At 62.4% G+C, this 17,500-nt stretch carries 13 protein-coding genes and 1 pseudogene; 3 read left to right on the forward strand and 11 right to left on the reverse strand.

Going from position 1 to position 17,500, the window contains the following annotated elements; translation table 11 throughout:
• Positions 1-86: 86 nt before the first annotated feature.
• Positions 87-899, reverse strand: a complete 813-nt coding sequence (istB, locus tag ACOZK4_RS26205) for an IS21-like element helper ATPase IstB (RefSeq protein ID WP_421594587.1) — start codon at positions 897-899, stop codon at positions 87-89.
• Positions 889-2,416: pseudogene (gene istA / locus ACOZK4_RS26210) on the reverse strand (IS21 family transposase). Before istA ends, istB begins: the two are co-directional and overlap by 11 nt.
• 119 nt (positions 2,417-2,535) lie before the next feature.
• On the opposite strand from istA, the gene ACOZK4_RS26215 reads away from it, so the two are divergent.
• Positions 2,536-2,823: a hypothetical protein gene (locus tag ACOZK4_RS26215; protein ID WP_421594588.1), complete on the forward strand. Its 288-nt coding sequence runs from the start codon at positions 2,536-2,538 to the stop codon at positions 2,821-2,823.
• On the opposite strand, the gene ACOZK4_RS26220 is transcribed toward ACOZK4_RS26215, so the two are convergent.
• Positions 2,824-3,585 (reverse strand): TetR/AcrR family transcriptional regulator, encoded by a 762-nt coding sequence (locus tag ACOZK4_RS26220; RefSeq protein WP_421594589.1) that lies wholly within the window; start codon positions 3,583-3,585, stop codon positions 2,824-2,826. It lies immediately after the preceding gene.
• A 24-nt stretch (positions 3,586-3,609) separates the two neighbouring features.
• Here ACOZK4_RS26220 and ACOZK4_RS26225 point away from each other — a divergent pair, with 24 nt between their 5' ends.
• A complete protein-coding gene (locus ACOZK4_RS26225; RefSeq protein WP_421594590.1) occupies positions 3,610-4,824 on the forward strand; it encodes an efflux RND transporter periplasmic adaptor subunit in 1,215 nt (404 codons plus the stop codon).
• Between the two features lie 23 nt (positions 4,825-4,847).
• Entirely contained in the window at positions 4,848-7,940 is a 3,093-nt protein-coding gene (locus ACOZK4_RS26230) for an efflux RND transporter permease subunit (protein WP_421594634.1), read from the forward strand.
• A 531-nt stretch (positions 7,941-8,471) separates the two neighbouring features.
• On the opposite strand, the gene ACOZK4_RS26235 is transcribed toward ACOZK4_RS26230, so the two are convergent.
• The 8 genes from ACOZK4_RS26235 to ACOZK4_RS26270 form a co-directional block, all read right to left on the reverse strand.
• The gene (locus ACOZK4_RS26235; RefSeq protein WP_421594591.1) at positions 8,472-9,281 is read right to left on the reverse strand and encodes an ABC transporter ATP-binding protein; all 810 of its coding nucleotides are present in this window, start codon (positions 9,279-9,281) and stop codon (positions 8,472-8,474) included.
• The gene (locus ACOZK4_RS26240) at positions 9,278-10,321 is read right to left on the reverse strand and encodes a FecCD family ABC transporter permease (RefSeq protein ID WP_421594592.1); all 1,044 of its coding nucleotides are present in this window, start codon (positions 10,319-10,321) and stop codon (positions 9,278-9,280) included. The genes ACOZK4_RS26235 and ACOZK4_RS26240 overlap by 4 nt, the downstream gene beginning before the upstream one ends.
• Positions 10,318-11,340 (reverse strand): FecCD family ABC transporter permease, encoded by a 1,023-nt coding sequence (locus tag ACOZK4_RS26245; RefSeq protein ID WP_421594593.1) that lies wholly within the window; start codon positions 11,338-11,340, stop codon positions 10,318-10,320. Before ACOZK4_RS26245 ends, ACOZK4_RS26240 begins: the two co-directional genes overlap by 4 nt.
• A gap of 11 nt (positions 11,341-11,351) precedes the next feature.
• Positions 11,352-12,002 carry a siderophore-interacting protein gene (locus tag ACOZK4_RS26250; protein ID WP_421594594.1) on the reverse strand — a complete coding sequence of 217 codons (651 nt, stop codon included), beginning with the start codon at positions 12,000-12,002 and terminating at the stop codon, positions 11,352-11,354.
• Positions 12,003-12,066: 64 nt separating this feature from the next.
• Complete coding sequence (locus ACOZK4_RS26255; RefSeq protein ID WP_421594595.1) at positions 12,067-13,065, reverse strand: iron-siderophore ABC transporter substrate-binding protein; 999 nt, start codon at positions 13,063-13,065, stop codon at positions 12,067-12,069.
• 47 nt (positions 13,066-13,112) lie between these two features.
• Positions 13,113-15,548 carry a TonB-dependent siderophore receptor gene (locus ACOZK4_RS26260; RefSeq protein WP_421594596.1) on the reverse strand — a complete coding sequence of 812 codons (2,436 nt, stop codon included), beginning with the start codon at positions 15,546-15,548 and terminating at the stop codon, positions 13,113-13,115.
• Between the two features lie 149 nt (positions 15,549-15,697).
• On the reverse strand, positions 15,698-16,660 hold the full coding sequence (locus tag ACOZK4_RS26265) for a FecR family protein (RefSeq protein WP_421594597.1): 963 nt from the start codon (positions 16,658-16,660) through the stop codon (positions 15,698-15,700).
• Between the two features lie 76 nt (positions 16,661-16,736).
• Entirely contained in the window at positions 16,737-17,252 is a 516-nt protein-coding gene (locus tag ACOZK4_RS26270; RefSeq protein ID WP_421594598.1) for a sigma-70 family RNA polymerase sigma factor, read from the reverse strand.
• Positions 17,253-17,500 lie beyond the last annotated feature (248 nt).

Consider the following 17,500-nt stretch of genomic DNA (forward strand, 5'->3'; position numbering starts at 1 on the left):
GATGGGGCGTTAGAATCCAGCAGCAGTTTTAGCCTGTGATTTCCACTGAGAGCTGACCCAGCATTTCCACCGAGAAGTAACCCGCCTTAGGTATCGTTTGTGTTGGTCGTGGTGGTCAAGCTCCTCCGTTTTTCCTTTGTTGTTTTTGGCTCATGCGCCGAGCTGTTCTTGAAGCGGAAGCTGTCGTTTCCGGTTTCCAGGATGTGGCAGTGGTGGGTAAGCCGGTCGAGCAGCGCGGTGGTCATCTTGGCATCTCCGAACACGCTGGCCCATTCGCTGAAGCTGAGGTTGGTTGTGATGATGACGCTGGTGCGCTCGTAGAGTTTGCTCAGCAGATGGAAGAGCAGTGCTCCGCCTGAGGCGCTGAACGGCAGGTATCCCAGCTCATCGAGAATGACGAGATCGGAATGGACGAGCCGATTGGCGATCTGCCCCGACTTGCCTTGAGCCTTCTCTTGCTCAAGCGCGTTGACCAGTTCGACTGTCGAGAAGAACCGGACCCGTTTGTGATGATGCTCGATGGGCTGGACGCCGATTGCTGTCGCGATATGTGTCTTGCCCGTTCCGCGACCACCGACCAGAACGATATTGTTGGCATCGTCGAGGAAGTCGCAGCGATGGAGTTGCTGCACGAGCGCCTCGTTGATCTCGCTGCTTGCGAAGTCGAAGCCATTCAGATCACGATAGGCCGGAAAGCGTGCCGTCTTGAGCTGGTAGGCGGTAGATCGAACCTCTCGTTCGGCCGTTTCCGTCTTCAGAAGCTGGGACAGGATCGGAATGGCGGCCTCGAACGCCGGCGATCCCTGCTCGGTCAAATCACCGACGGCGTGGGCCATGCCATGCATCTTCAATTGCCGCAGCATGATGACGATCGCGCCGCTCGCTGGGTTATGACGCATGGCGAACCTCCGTCTTTCTCAATGTATCGTATCGTTCGACATTGGCCTTGGGCTCATTGGTAAGCGTCAGTGCCTGAGGTGCGTCGAGGGTCGGCGGGGTGAAGGATTTGCCGTCGACGAGGCGATGCAGCAGGTTCAGCACATGCATCTTGCTTGGGACACCGGACTTCAGCGCCATGTCGATGGCCGAGAGCACCGCTTGTTCGTCGTGTTGAAGAACAAGAGCCAGGATATCGACCATCTCCCGGTCGCCGCCAGGCTTTTTTGAGCAGATATTGCTGCAGGGTCCGGAATGCGTCCGGTAGCTCGATGAACCGAGCACCATTGCGAAGGGCACCAGGCTTTCGCTGCACGACCGCCAGATAATGCCGCCAGTCGTAGATCGTCTGCCCCGGCCGGTCGTGGGAGCGATCAATGACGCGGCGGTGCTCGCAGACGATCTGACCTTCTGCGGCGACGACGACACGATCCGGATAGACCCGAAGGCTCACCGGACGGTTGGCGAAGGATGCAGGCACGCTGTAGCGATTGCGCTCCAGATGCACGAGGCAGGTGGGTGTGACCCGCTTCGTATATTCGACGAACCCGTCGAACGGTCTGGAAACCGGCATCAGAGCCGGGGCTTCCTCGGTCCAGATGTCGGCAATCGTGCCGCGCATCTGACCGTGTGGTGTCTTTGCCCAGAACTCCTTGCATCGAAGCTCAAGCTAGTCGTTCAGTGCTTCCAGCGATGGAAAGCGCGGAACGGGTTGAAAGAACCGGTGACGCGCATCCTGCACATTCTTCTCGACCTGTCCCTTCTCCCAGCCGGACGCAGGATTGCAGAACTCGGGCTCGAACAGATAATGGCTGGCCATCGCCATGAAGCGGACGTTGACGTCGCGCTCCTTGCCACGGCCGACCTTGTCGATTGCTGTGCGCATATTGTCGTAGATGCCGCGGCCAGGGATGCCGCCAAACACGCGGAAGGCGTGATTATGGGCATCGAAGAGCATCTCATGCGTCTGCAGGAGATAGGCCCGAACGATGAAAGCCCGGCTGTAATTCAGCTTCGTATGGGCGACCTGCACCTTGGTCCGCTCATTGCCGATGATCGCCCAGTCTTCTGACCAGTCGAACTGGAAGGCTTCGCCCGGCTCAAACGCCAAGGGCACAAATGTCCCGCGGCCCGTCGTCTGCAATTCTCTCTGCCGATCATCGCGCCATTCCCGAGCAAATGCCGCCACGCGATTGTAGGACCCCTCGTAGCCGAGGCTCACCAGGTCGCAGTGCAACTGCTTCATGGTCCGCTTCTGTTTGCGGTTCTTTTTGGCTTCCGTCATCAGCCAAGCCGACAGCCGGTCCGCAAACGCGTCAAGCTTGCTCGGTCGCTCCGGCACGTTGAACTTGGGCTCCACACCGCCGGCACGTAGATATTTGCGGATGGTATTCCGGGATAAGCCGGTTCTGCGGCAAATCTCCCAGATCGATAGATGCTCTCGAAAATGCCAGCGCCGGATAACGCTCAGTAACGCCATGTCGATCACTCCAGAGCCCCCGCTGAAAACATGCGAGGGACGGTTGAAACATGGGTCAATTCTCAATGGAAATATCAGGCTGCGCCGGGTCAGCTCTCAGTGGAAATCAACAAGCAGCCGTGACGCTCACATCGTCGTCCGGCGGCAACAGCCTTTCCGCGCTTGAAGCGCAACTCTCGGCGAAGGAGAACGAGCTTTCGGAGGCTGCGGACGAAGACGCCAAGGCCGAACTCAAGGACGCGATCGCGACCCTCAAGGCGGAGATTGCCGAGCTGAAGGCGGCGAAGGAGACGAGCTCCACGCAGCAGCAAGCGGGACAGAACACCGAGAGCGACAACACCTCGCGCATCGGAACGCACAATTTCGAGGATGGCGATCCCTTCGGCGAGCGGGAAATGTACATCTGATCAGGTTTCAGGCACCGGGCGAACGCCGGTGCCGTGGACGAAGATGCGGATGCAACGCCGCATATAGTCCTTGCGCGCGTCAAGGCCCGGCCACTCGACGTGCGCACCCTTCTTCGTCACGATGGCGCCGAACATCATGTCCATCAGCATCCGTGCGGCGCTTGCGGTGTCATCGATGAACATCTGCCCGGCCTGCTTCTTCTCTTCCATCCAGTCGGCCAGCAGCGCATGTGCCTTGTCGCCCCCGAGCCTGATCATCATCTCCCCGACCTCCGGATAGCGTGCAGCTTCCACGATCGTGAGATTGAGAAACGCTTCCCGCGCCTTATCTTCCTCTTCGCTGATATCGACCTGAAAAATCTGTTCGAGCGCTTGCGACAGGTCAAGGCCGGCATAGTCGCCGGGAAGTGCCAGCATGGTGGTACGATGCTGCTCGATGACGGCGCCGAGCAGGTCTGTCTTGGAGGGAAAGAGTTCATAAAGCGTGCGCTTTGATGCGCGGCAATGGGCGGCCACCTCGCTCATCGTGGTGCTGCCGTAGCCCTGGGTGAGGAATAGCTGGCGTGTTGCCTCGACGATTTTCGCGCGCTGCTCGGCTGGCGTTGCGAGTTTCGGGCGACCGCGAGCTTTGCGTTTGGCGGGTGGCGTTGTGTTCGGGGTCGCGCTCATGGGGTGTCCGGGAAGCAGCGGGATTGACAATGTCGATTGCTGGACATTATTGGTACTCATGAGTTTTGTAAATAACATGTGCTGGCAGAACACTCTGCCGTAAGCAGAAAAGGGTGCATGATGCGCGCGAAAATCCTGTGGATCGGCCTTGTGGCCGCCGGCTTCGTTCTGGCCGCCTGTTCGGATCAGGGCAACGGGGGCACACCACCCGGTGGTACGCCTGCGGTGGAAGTGGGCTTCGTGGTGCTGAAAGCCCAATCGGTTCCGCGCTATGCCCAACTCTCCGGCCGTGTCGTTGCCCATGCCACGGCGGAAATCCGCCCGCAGATCGACGGCATCATCGAAAGCATCGATTTCCGTGAAGGGCGCAAGGTCACAGCCGGCGATATCTTGTTCAAGGTGCGGGACGCGAAGTTCAGCGCAGCCTATGCTGCCGCTGCTGCATCGCTGTCGCGGGCGCAGGCGACCGAACAATCCGCACAGGCCACCTTCGATCGAAACGAGCGGCTGCAATCGCAGAGTGCGGTAAGCCAGCAGGTGCTGGACGAAGCCAAAGCGGCATTGCTGCAGGCCAAGGCGGACGTGGAATCGGCCAAAGCCAGCCTGGAGACCGCGCGCATCGACCTCGACAACACGACGATCAAGGCGCCGATCGACGGTATTATCGGCACGGCCAGCGTCAGTGTCGGCTCGCTTGTCACGCAGAACCAGACGGACGCGCTGGCGACCATTCGCCAGATCGACCCGGTCAATGTCGATCTCGTCGATACGAGCTCCAATCTTCTGCGTATCCGGCAGGATGTCGAGGCCGGGCGCCTCGGCCGCGAGGGGGAGGGCGCGCCGAGCGTCAAGCTGACGCTGGAAAACGGTGCGGACTACGCCACCGCAGGTACAATTTCGCTCGCGACGGTCAATGTCAGCGAGAGCACCGGCACATTCACGCTGCGGGCGAGCTTTCCGAACCACGAACGCATCCTGCTGCCCGGCATGTTCGTGCGCGCGTCTGTCGATCTCGGCAGCATGCCGAACGCCTTCCTAGTGCCGCAGCGCGCGGTGCAGCGCGACGGCGCGGGCGAACCCATCGCCTATGTCGTCTCCGCTGACAACACGGTGGAGCAGCGCACGCTCGCCACGGGCGGCATGAGCGGCAATGACTGGATCGTCACCGAGGGGCTGAAGGAGGGCGAGCGGCTGATCGTCGACGGCTTCCAGAAGATCTCCGCAGGCGCGGGCGTCACGCCCGTCGAGGCGACGATTGATGCGGATGGCGTCGTCAAGCAATCCCTCACCAGCCCGGCCACGACCGGCGACGCGTCTGGAGTTGCGAAATGACCGAAGGCCTCCGGCGCAATGCCCTGGCGAGCTTCTTCATCGCTCGCCCCGTCTTCGCGATCGTTCTTGCGATTGCGACCCTGCTGTCCGGCGTAATGGGCATCTATTCGCTGTCGATCTCGCAATATCCCGATGTCGCGCCGGTCACGGTGCGCATCAGCGCCAGTTATTCGGGCGCCACCGCCGAGGCGGTGGAAAATTCGGTGACAACGAAAATCGAAAGCGCGATGACGGGCCTCGATGGCCTGCTCTATATGGAATCGACGTCGAATACCGGTTCGGCGTCGATCTCGCTGACCTTTGCCAGCGGCACGGACCCGGAACTGGCGCAGGTCGAGGTGCAGAACAAGCTGGCGCGCGTCGAGTCCCAGCTTCCCGAGGCCGTGCAGGATGCCGGCGTCAGCGTCTCGCGCTCGCCTTCCGGCATTCTGATGATTGGCAACATCATCTCGCGCGATGGTCGCTACACGTCCTCGCAGCTCTCCGACATCATGTCGAGCAGCATAGAGGAGCGTATCGAGCGTCTGGACGGCGTCGGCTCCGTGCAGGCGTTCGGCAGCGGCTATGCTATGCGCATCTGGCTCGACCCCGACCAGATGCAGAAATACCAGCTGGTTCCCTCCGACGTTACGACGGCGATCAAGGCGCAGAACGCGCAGGTCGCGGCCGGCTCGATCGGCTCGACGCCGGTGGTGCGCGGACAACAGCTGAAGGCCAGCATCGTCGCGCAGACGCAGATGACTTCGGCGGACGAGTTCAAGAAGATCATCCTCAAGACGGCGACGGACAGTTCCGTCGTACGGCTCGGCGATGTCGCGCGGGTCGAGATCGGCCTGGAGAGCTACGGCCAGAGCTCGACCTTCAACGGCATGCCGGCCGCGGGCTTCGGTGTGCAGCTGGCAAGTGGTGCCAATGCGATCACCACAGCGGACGCCGTGCATGCGGAACTCGACAGCCTCGCCGGCTCGTTGCCGGAAGGCGTGGAGATCGCCTATTCCTACGAGACGACACCCTTCGTCGAACTGTCGATCGAAAAGGTCGTGCACACGTTGATCGAGGCGATCGTGCTGGTCTTCCTCGTGCTGCTGCTCTTCCTGCAGAACCTGCGTGCCACCCTCATTCCGATGATCGCGGTACCTGTCGTCCTGCTTGGCACCTTCGGCGTGCTGGCGGCGCTCGGCTATTCCATCAACATGCTGACCATGTTCGCCATGGTGCTCGCGATCGGCCTTCTCGTCGATGACGCCATCGTCGTGGTGGAGAATGTCGAGCGCGTCATGTCGGAGGAGGGGCTTTCGGCCCGCGAGGCGACCAAAAAATCGATGGGCGAGATCACCGGCGCGCTGATCGGTGTCGCGCTAGTGCTGACCGCCGTCTTCATTCCCATGGCCTTCTTCTCGGGCTCGGTCGGCGTCATCTACAGGCAGTTTTCCGTCACCATCGCCAGCGCGATGCTGCTTTCGGTGCTCGTCGCGATCATCCTGACACCGGCACTCTGCGCGATGTTGTTGAAGCCCACGCATGGCGGGCTGGCGGCCCGCATCTTCGGCGGCTTCAATCGCGGTTTCGAGAAGACGACACGCGGTTATGTCGGCATGGTCGGCGGCATCCTGATGCGGCCGCTGCGCATGCTCGTGCTGTTTGCCGCTCTGCTCGGCGGTGCCTGGTGGGTCTATACGCAATTGCCCTCCTCCTTCCTGCCGGAGGAGGACCAAGGTGTGCTGATGACGCAGATCACGCTGCCGGCCGGCGCCAATGCCGCCCGCACCCAGGCGGTGATCGACATGGTCGAAAACTATTTCCTCACGGAGGAGAAGGACGCGGTGCAAAGTGTCTTCATGACGCTCGGCTTCGGTTTCGGCGGGAGCGGCGAAAATGCCGCGATGGCCTTTGTGCGGCTCAAGGATTTCGATCAGCGCACGGACAAGGCGCTGTCCGCCTCCGCCATCTCGCAGCGTGCCTCCGCGCATTTCCGCAAGATCCGCGATGCCGAGGTCTTCGTGCTGGCGCCGCCGGCCATTCAGGGGCTCGGCCAGAGCAACGGCTTCTCCATGTATCTGGAGGATACCGGCAACAAGGGCCGCGATGCGCTGACGGCGGCGAGCAACCAGCTTGCCGACCTTGCGCAGAAGGACGACATCGTCGGCAATGTGCGCGGCAACACCCGCACGCTGGAAAGTCAGCTGAAAATAGAGATCGATCAGGAGAAGGCGGGCGCGCTCGGCGTCGATCTCAGCGGCATCAATGCCCTGATCTCCACCGCCTTTGCCGGCAGTAATGTCAACGACTTCGTCTATAAAGGAGAGATCAAGCCGGTTTATGTGCAGGCGGACGCGCCCTTCCGCATGCAGCCGGAGGACGTCAGCCGCTGGTATGCCCGCAACGGTACCGGCGAGATGGTTCCTTTCTCGGCCTTCGCCACGACGAAATGGATCCAGGGCTCGCCGTCGCTTGCCCGCTTCAACGGCACGGCCGCCATCTCCATGAACGGTGCCGCCCAGACAGGCGCCAGCTCCGGTGACGCGATGGACCGCATGGAGGCGCTCGTTGCCGATCTCGATGGTGGCTACAGTGCGGCCTGGTCCGGCCTGTCCTACCAGGAGCGGCTGGCCGGCTCGCAGGAGGCGATGCTCTACGCTGTCTCGATGCTCGTCGTCTTCCTGTGCCTTGCGGCGCTTTACGAAAGCTGGTCGATCCCGCTCTCCGTTATCCTGGCGGTGCCGGTCGGGGTGCTCGGTGCGCTTGTCGCGGCCTGGGCCTTCGGCCAGTCGAACGACGTCTATTTCAAGGTCGGCCTGCTGACGACCATCGGTCTCACCGCCAAGAACGCCATCCTGATCGTCGAATTCGCCAAGGACTTGCGCGATCAGGGGAAATCCGTCGTGGATGCGGTGCTGGAGGCGGCGCGCATGCGCCTTCGCCCCATCATCATGACATCGCTCGCCTTCATCCTCGGCGTGCTGCCGCTCGCCTTCGCGACGGGCGCCAGCTCGGCGGCGCAGAATGCCATCGGCATCGGCGTGATGGGCGGCATGATCGCTGCAACCCTGCTCGGCATCTTCTTCGTGCCGCTGCTCTTCGTGGTCGTTACGAAACGGCAGGTTGGTTCCGGCTAAGAGTAGGGTTGCCGTTATCACGCACTGCCAAGAGAACCGTAACCGGACTATAGGATCATATCGGCAAGCTGGTTGGTCTGGTTGAGCCACAAAAGGCCCGGACTTAACTCAACTGATGTGGATACGATCCAGCCTGAGGGGAAAGCTCCAGTCAAGCGGCGCTGGGCGAAGCCAGTCGAGGGTAGGGAAACGGTCAAGACCAAGTTCACTAACGTCTGGGGAAGATGCGGTTGAAACACTAAGGCGGCTCCAGCGGATGAAGCGGTTGTAGCCCGTTCCTGATTACGCAGACGATCCCAACTTACGACGAGCCGATCATTGAGCGTGCAACACCATGCGAAAGCGGGATCGCGCGACACTCGCGCCATCTGGCGCTCGTTCACCAGGAAATAAGTTACTTATAACCGCGTCCTTGGCGGAGAGCGTGAATCACATTTCAGACGGAATTAATAGGTCCTTAGCCTAGATGCTCAACATCAGCACGATGCTCGCGCTGATGCCGAGCAACGATTAATTTCGATGGCGTTACCCTCATCCGTCCGCACGGGCACGTCTTGCCGGCACCACCATCGGGAGGCCTGTGACCGGGTCGTCTATGACGATGCAGGCGATGTCGAAGATGGTTTTGACCATATCCTGGGTTACCACATCGCGGGGATGTCCCTCCGCGACGATCATGCCGTCTTTCATGGCAACGAGATGCGATGCGTAGCGGGCGGCCTGGTTGAGGTCGTGCAGGACGGCGACGATGGTTCGTCCCTCCCGGTTCAGCCGTTCGAGCAGATCCATGAGATCGATCTGGTGGGCGATGTCGAGGAAGGTCGTCGGCTCGTCGAGGAGCAGGATCGGCGTTTCCTGTGCCAGCGCCATCGCGACCCAGGCGCGCTGGCGCTGGCCGCCTGAAAGCGTATCCACTGACTGCTCGGAAAGGCCTGCAATATCCGTCGCCGCGATGGCGGAACGCACGGCGTCCTCGTCCCCCGCAGACCATTGCCGCAGAAACGATTGATGCGGGTAGCGGCCGCGGGCCACCAGTTCCGCCACGGAAATGCCCTCGGGGGCGGTGGACGTCTGCGGCAGAAGGCCGAGGCGGCGGGCGACGTCGCGGGTTTTCAGGCGGTTGATATCCTGCCCGTCGAGCACGACCTGGCCCTGGCTCGGCACGAGCAGCCTTGCCATGGCGCGCAGCAGGGTCGACTTGCCGCAGGCATTGGGGCCGACGATGACCGTGAAGGAGCCGGGGCGTATGGCAAGCGTGAGGTCCCGGCAGGTCACCGTATGGGCACCGTAGCCCAGCGTCACCGACTGCGCTTCGAGTTGCGGTTGCTGATTGTCCGTCATCGCCGACCTTCGCGGATAAGGAGCCATAGGAGATAGAGCCCGCCGACGCTGATCGTCATGATGCCGACGGGGAGCTGGCGGCCGAAGGCGTGCTGGGCCGCTCCGTCGGCCAAAACCAGCAGGACCGCGCCGGCAAGGGCGGGGGCGAAAAGCCCGACGCTGGAGGCGCCGACGAGACGCCGCGCGATCTGTGGGGCGCACAGCGCGATGAAGGAGATCGGCCCGGCCGTTGCGGTGGCGACCGCCGTCAGCGCGACGCCAAGCAGCATCAGCAGGCCGCGCGTGCGGCGCACGGTGACGCCGGAGGCGAGGGCGGCGTCATCTCCCAGTTCCATCTGGCGCAGCGGGCGGGCGAGGGCGGCGAGGGGAAGGCAAAGCAAGCAGAACAGGACGGCAGAGGGGCGTAGCTGCTCGAAACCCAGTCCGTTCAGCGATCCGGCAGCCCAGAATGCCGCGCCCATCGCCATTTCCAGATCCGCCTTCTGGATCAGCCAGGCATTGAAGGCCGACAGCATGGCGGATGTGCCGATCCCAACGACGATCAGACGGAAACCCTGCTGGCCGGTCGTGCCGGCAAGCAGATAGACCAGCATCGCCGTGACGATGCCGCCGCCGAGCGCGCCGAACGCCGTCGCATAATAGCCGCCCGAGAACAGCAGCAGCACCACCAGCGCGCCGGTGTGCGAACCCGCGGCGAAACCGATGATATCGGGCGACCCCAGGGGATTGCGTGTCAGCGATTGGAAGATCGCGCCGCCGAGGCCGAGGGCGGCGCCGAGAAGCATCGCGAACAGCATGCGGGGTAGGCGCCATTCTAGAATGATCATCCTGGTCTTGCCGGTGGCCTGCCCGGACAGTGCGCTAAAGACATCCGCCATGCCGGTATCGAAGCGTCCCGCCGTCAACGAGAAAAAGGCAAGCAGGAGAAGTAGCGTTGTGAGTGCGAGGCACACGGCCAGCGTGCGCGTCCGGATACGGACGGAGACCTGCTGGCCGGCATTGGGGCCGTGCGGCGGAAAACGATGGATCAGCGCTTTCAAAGGGTCTTTGTCCTTGCGCTGCGTGCCAGCATGATGAGAACCGGTGCACCGAGAAATGCCACGACGATGCCGGCATCGAGCTCGTCCGGGTAGATGAGCAGCCTGCCGGCGATGTCGGCAGCCAGGAGAAGATTGACCGAGCAGAGCATCGTCAGCGGGATGATCCTCCGTTGATCCGATCCGGCGATCCAGCGGGCGGCATAGGGCATCATCAGACCGATGAAGCTGATCGGGCCGGTTGCGGCGGTGGCAGCGCCGGCCAGCAGCGTCACCGAGAGGATGACGGTGATGCGCAGGCGGGACAGGTTCAATCCGAGCGCCTGCGCCGTGTCATCGCCCAGCGCCGCGGCGTTCAGCGCGGGTGCGGCGATCAGGGCAAGCAGCAAGCCGGCAACGATGAACGGCGCCACAGTCGCGGCGACGGCGAGGTTGCGCCCGGCGACCGTACCCACCTGCCAGTGGCGCAGGCTGTCGAAGGCTTGGGGGTCGAGCAGCGTCACGGATGAGCCGATACCGCCGAGAACGGCCGAAATCGCGACGCCGGACAGAAGCAGCCTCACGGGCGTCGCGCCGCCGGCGCCGGCACCGATCGTGTAGACGAGCAGGCCGGCCATGGCCGCGCCGGCGAGAGCGAACCAGACATAAGCGGTGATCGACGCGAAGGAAAACACGCCGACGGCCAGAATGACGGCAAAGGCCGCGCCGGCATTGACGCCGAGAATGCCGGGATCTGCCAGAGGGTTTCGCGTGGAGGCCTGGATCAGCGCGCCGGCCGTGCCGAAGGCCGCGCCGCAAAGAAGACACAGGATGGTTCTGGGCAAGCGGTATTGACGCACGACGATGTGGTCGGTCATGCCGGAATTGTAATGCAGGAAGGCATCGCGTACCGCAGAAAACGCAATGGGTCGCGCACCCAGCATCAGGCTGGTGATGGAAAGGGCGACAAGCAGAAGGCCAAGCACGGCAAGGGCGAGCGGCACGGAACGCGCATGCGTCCGCCCGACGGGCCTGCCTGGCATCAGACGATCGCTCACGAGCGTGCCTGCCCATGGATCCAGTAGCCGACGGTGGTCAGCTGCTCGCGCGGGAGCCCGAGCGTGTCGCGAAAATGCTTTCGGCACGCGGCGATCTCGCTGGCTTCGCCGGCAACCCAAACGTAGCCGGGACCATCCGGAAGGGCGATCGAGCGCGCGATGTCCGAAAGGCGGCTTGGGCGCTCGCCGTGATGCATGTTCTCGTGCCAGTGGACGGTACAGTCCGCTGCAGCGAAATCCTGGCGGTCGCCTGCGGTCATGATCTCGACATGGGCGGTGACCGGCAGACCAGCAGGCCGTTCCTCGATGATCCGGCCGACGGCCGGCAGCCCCGTCGCGTCGGCAATCAACAGGATCCATGTGCTGTCGGCCGGTGGAACGTAGCGGAAGCGCGGCTTGAAGATATCCAGCCTGTCACCTGGCCGGGCGCCGCGCGCCCATGTGGAGGCGATGCCGCCCTCATGCGAGACGAAATCGATCGTCATCTCGCCAAGCGCACCGTCCCAGCGCCGGATGGTGTAGTAGCGTCCGGGCGCGTCGGCGAGCGCCACGTCCCCATCGGGAAAGCTCAGCCAGATGAACTCGTCCAGCCCGCCGCAGCTTGCAAAATCGCGCAGCCCGTCGCCCCCGATGACGATCCGGATCATCGATGGCGTCATAAGCGTGCTGGAGAGCACGATCGCAGTGTGAAAATCCCTTTCCTCGACCATATCAACGCCCCTTCGCGGCGGCGGCCGCAATGCGCTCGACAAAACCGGGGAATGCATAGGGAATGGACAGGACGCTGACGGCAGAGGTCGCCCATACCGAGACCGGATCGTCGAGCGGGACATAGGCGCCGCGGCGCATCGGGCCAAAGGCCTGAAGCAGCGGTTGGCTTTCCGCATCGGCGCGGGCGCCCGGCCCGTACCAGACGATGAGGACGTCAGCGTCGAAACGGTCGAGGTCCTCCAGACTGACGCCGGTTCCGTTGACATCGGGTTCGGCCGCCATCAGGGCTTCGATGCCGTGGGCGAGGCGAAGCCCCATCGCCAGAAGCTCGCGCACCCGTGGGTCGCTTGCGAAATAGACCCCGAGCGATCCTTCGCCCGGAAAATAGCTGCCGAAAATGAAGGTCTTGTCCTTGAGATCCGGATACGCGTCGGCAAGGCTGTGCAACTGCCGTTCCGTCGCGGCCACGAGGTCGCGCGCCTTCTTTTCCTCGCCGAGCGCCAGCCCCGTCAGCGCCATCTGCTCGCGCCAGTCCGCCCGCCAGGGCGCTGAGCGGTAGGCGACGGTCGGCGCGATGCTCGACAGGCGCTGCCACTCGACCTCGTTGATGCCGGTCTTGATGGCCAGGATCAGGTCTGGCTCGAGGGCGGCAATCGCCTCGTAGTCGAGTTCACCGGATTGCAGCAGTGTGGGCATCTGCGTCTGCAAATAGTGCTCGTTCCACGGGAGAATACCGCTTTCGAACAGGCCGTAGCGATGCATGCCGACCGGAATGCGGCCAAGTGCGATCACCGCATCTTCGCCGTTCCAGCCAAGGGTGACGATGCGCTGCGGCTCTGCCTCGATGCGGGTTTCTCCGAGCGCATGACCGATGGCGACGGGAAAACGGTCCGGCGCTGCGGCGAACGCGACCGTGGCGGGGCTTGCGGCAAGCAGTCCCGTGGCGCCGATCAGGGCGCCGATGAACTGCCGTCTGTTTGCATGATCTGCTGTCGTCATGAATGCAAAAGCCGGCCGGCGTTTTCACGCGCCAGCCGGCCCCTTTCTCAGAATTTGTAGCTCAGCGAGAGGGACGCATTCAGAGGATCGCCCCAGACGTTGCTGTAGATGTTCGTGCTGGAATAGTACTTCTTGTCGAAGAGGTTGCGGACGTTGAGCTTGGCGCTCACATTGTCGCTGAAGTCGTACTTGGCCATCAGGTCGACGACCCAGAAGGCATCCTGCTTGGTGGTAACGCCATCGGGGAAAGTGCCGTTCTTCTGGGTAAAGCTGCTCGAGCTTTCGAAGCGCGCACCGCCGCCGATCGTCAGCTTGTCCCATTCTCCCGGCAGGCGGTAGGAGGTGAAGAGCTTCAGCGTGTTCTGCGGAAGGCCGACGACAATGTTGAAGCCGGCCGGCAGCTCGGTGCTGGTATGGGTGAAGCTCGCCTGCATCTGCCAGTCGGGCAGGATTTCACCGGACAATTCCAGCTCGATGCCGCGGATGACGGCGCCATTGGCGGCGACATAGGCATCGTCACCCGTGGGCGTGAGATTGCCGTCGGCGACCGCGTAATTGTCCTGTTTGGTGCGGAACAGCGCGACGCTTGCGTTCAGCCGCTCGTCGAAGAACGCTGCCTTGACGCCGACTTCATAGGTATCGCCCGTCACGGGTGCCAGAGTATGGCCGGCGACATCCATGACCGATTGGGGTGAGAAGATGCTGGTATAGCTTCCGTAGACCGAAAGAGTGTCGGTCAGGTCATAGACCACGCCGGCATAGGGAACCCAGACGCCACTTTCCTTGATGGAGTCCGGATAGGGACCCCAGGCGATGTAGTCGTAGGTCGAATCCTGATCGTACCAGGTGAAGCGCGAGCCAAGGATGACCGAAAGGTCGTCCGTGGGCTTGAGGCGGGCCGCACCATAGGCCGAATATTGAGTCAAGGTATATTCGCGAAGGCCTGTCGTTTCCCACTCCGGTTCGGCAAAGACGCCGTTCCAGTTGAAGATATCAGGGATGGTCGCGTCGAAGCCCGGCACGCTCCACAAGGGATACATGTCATAGTCCGCGCGGGTGCGGGACGCATTCACACCGAACATCAGATCGTGCTCACGACCCAGCAGTTCCACGGGGCCGCTGATCTTGGCGTCCAGGCTCGCCTGCTTGGTCACGATCGGCCACCTGGCAACCCAAAGGCTCGATCCCGCGCCCGTATCCTTGTCCGCGTAGCCATTGCGGCTGAACCAGCCATAGGTGCGGTCGTTGTCCTCGTAGGTATAGGACGCGGTGGCGTTGAACTTCCAGTCGTTCTCGAATTCGTGGTCGAACGAGACGAAGCCGTTGTAACGGGTGCGGTCCTGGCGGCTCCAGTTCGTCGCCGAATTGAACGAACGGTCGAATGTGGCCGGCGTGCCATCCGAGAAATAGGCGGGCGCGCCGAAATAGCCGCAAGCCCGGCATTCCTTGTTCTGGTATTCGCCGCCGATCGTCAGCATCGAGCTGTCGCCGATGTCGGCTTCCAGAATTCCGTAGAGCGCCTGCGATTTCTGCGTCAGCCGGTCGATGTAGGATTCACCGTCCTGCAGCACGCCGACGGCGCGACCTCTGAGGCCCCCGTCTTCCGAAAGCGGACCGCCGACATCGAAGCTGCTGCGATAGGTGTTCCACGAGCCGACCGTTCCTTCGACCGAGGCCTGGAAGTCGTCGGTCGGGCGCTTGCGCACCAGGTCGATGGTCGCGGACGGGCTTCCCGCACCGCTCAGCAGGCCGGAAGCGCCACGGATGATCTCGATGCGGTCATAGATCTCGGTGTCCAGGCTCAGCGAATTGAGGTTCTTGCTGACATTGACGCCATCGACCTGAAAGTTCTCGATCTCGAGGCCGCGCGCGAACAGGCCCTTGTCGTTGTCGTCGGCAATGCCCTTCTTCTTGAAGATGATGCCGGGGCTGTTGGCCACGACTTCCTCGACATTGCTGAGATTCTGGTCCTCGATCCGCTGGCGCGAGACGACGGACACCGACTGCGGCGTTTCCCGGATGGAGAGCGCAAGGCCCGTCGCCGTTGACATCGACTGCGTGGTGTAGGAACCGGTGTTCTCCGTCAGCACACCATCCCCCGCGACCACGATGGTTTCGAGAGCAGTGGTGCCTGCGGCACTGCCGGCATCCGTGTTGGCCTGGCGCGGATCGAAGACGGTCACGGCATTGTCGCCGGTGAAGCTGTAGGAGAGGCCGCTGCCGGAGAGGATCTGCTGCAGGGCGCCGGGGCGCGTGTAGGGTCCAACGGCGGCGCTGGATGTCTTGCCCTCGGTCAGCATCGCCGGATAGGCGATCTTCAGACCGCTGGCGCGTGCGAAACTGACGAGCGCGCTGCTCAGCGGCTGCGACGGAATGTTGTAGGTTCCCGGCTGGAGCCGGCCCGTCGTGGCCTGTTGTGCCCATGCCTGTTGGCCAGCCACCGTGTGAACCGAAGCGGCAAGCGCGACGAGTGCCGTTGCCAACAGCCTATTTTTTCCCGAAAATCTCAACTCTGAACCCCTTGACGCAAATCGACGGCAGACCCCCTGTCTGGTCCGTCATGGGGTAAGACCGTAAAGATGAGAAAAACCCTCAACCTTCGCGGAAGGAAAAATTAACATTTTCATTAAGTCTATGAAATGATTGTCAGATAATTTGAGATGTGGCGTACTTTGATCGGCAGGCCGCCTTGCAGCACATCCAGTGAACCGTTGGCGTCGCGCAGATCGAGAACCGCATTGACCCGGAGCTTTTTGAGTCGTCCGTCCATGATGACGATGACACCGCGATGCCAGGCGCTCAGCGCCGACACGACCTCCTCCAGCGACCGGCCTTCGGCGACATACTGGCCGTCGCGCCATCCGGTTACTGCGGAAACGTCCTTTTTGACGGCTGCCCCGATCCGCCCCTGACGGTCGATACGGGCGACTTCCCCTTCGCCGACATCCAGCGTATCGCCGGAGACGGTTCTGATCCGCACGCTATGCTCGGTCACGGCAAGTTCCGCGCGGGCCTCCGGCAGGTCGCGCGCGATATCGAAGGCCGTGCCCCTGGCCCGGAACGAGAGTTCGTCCACCATGACCTCGAACGGGCGCGCCGGATTGGCCGCGACCTCGAAATACGCCTGGCCTGCCCTGAGATGAACCTGCCGTATGCCATCGGAGAAATCGACGTCGATCGCCGACCGGGCATTGAGCGAGACACGCGATCCGTCCGGCAGGTCGATGACCTCGAGGCTGGCCGTATCGGTGGCATAGTCCGCCGACAGGCGATCCAGCAGGCCGGAGGACCAGAGCGCGCTGCCGGCCACGCCGCTGGCGCCAAGACACAGGAACAGCGAGAGGGCGCCGCGGCGCGTCAGGCCCTGCTTCGGTGCGGCCAGTACGCGTCCGCTCCTGCGGTCGAAATGCAGATTGCCCATGGCCGCCCAGAGCCGCTCGGCCTCATCGGCTGCCTGTCCACGCCGGGCATTTTCGGCACGCCATGCCGCATAGGCGGCAGCATCTTCGGGCGTTGCCGCGCCCGAATTCAGGCGAACGATCCAATGCAGCGCCTCTTCGACCGGATCGGCTTGCGTGTTGGCAAGATCATTCATCGATATATCCAGGTTCGGTTGCCCCTCTGCCGGTTAAGACGGGGCAAATCGCACAAATCCACAATAGGCTCGCACATTACAGGTCCCCATCGGCCAGAAGGAGGGATCGGCAGTGGAGCAGGGCGCGGACGATATGTTTTTCGACCATGCTGGTGGATATGCCGAGATGCGCGGCGATCTCCAGATGGGTGTATCCCTGCAGCTTGTTCATCACGAAGGCTTGCCGGCAGGGCGGCGGCAGGGTGTTGAGATAGACGGCGAGCTTGGCCAGTTCGCGCTGCATGTCCATGCGCGCAGCGCCGTCATCGGCAAGATGAGCCTCGTTGAGGCTGTCGAGGTCCACACGGCGCTGCCATTCCCGGTTCTGGCGATCGGTAAAATCGATCGCGGCATGGCGGGTCGCGGTAAAGAGATAGCTCTTCGGATGGTTGATCGGCGTGGTCGACCGCCGTGCAACGAGCTTCAGATAGGCATCCTGGACGACTTCCTCACCGTTGTCGCGATTACCGACAAGCCGCGTGGCGAACCGGACCGCCTCGCGATGGTAGAGCTTGAACAGCTGATAGAGCAATGTGTTGCGGTTGATCGCCATCGTTTCCGGCAGTTCATTCCGTGGTTGCCGCGCGAGAAATTTCCGCCGCGGACACAGCTGCGCCTCTCATAACCGCTCGAAGGATAAAAACAAGATTAATCTAGTCAAGTTATCCCTCCGATTCACGCCACTGCCAATGCCTACCCGGAGCGGACTGTCTACTTTCATCTATATTCGAGTGGTCGCTACTGTAACTTCTTGCGGATTTCGGGCGGAGCGCGTCAGAGATGGAAATCTCGTCCGATGCA

Source organism: Shinella sp. M27 (genome assembly GCF_049199905.1).
GTDB lineage: Bacteria > Pseudomonadota > Alphaproteobacteria > Rhizobiales > Rhizobiaceae > Shinella.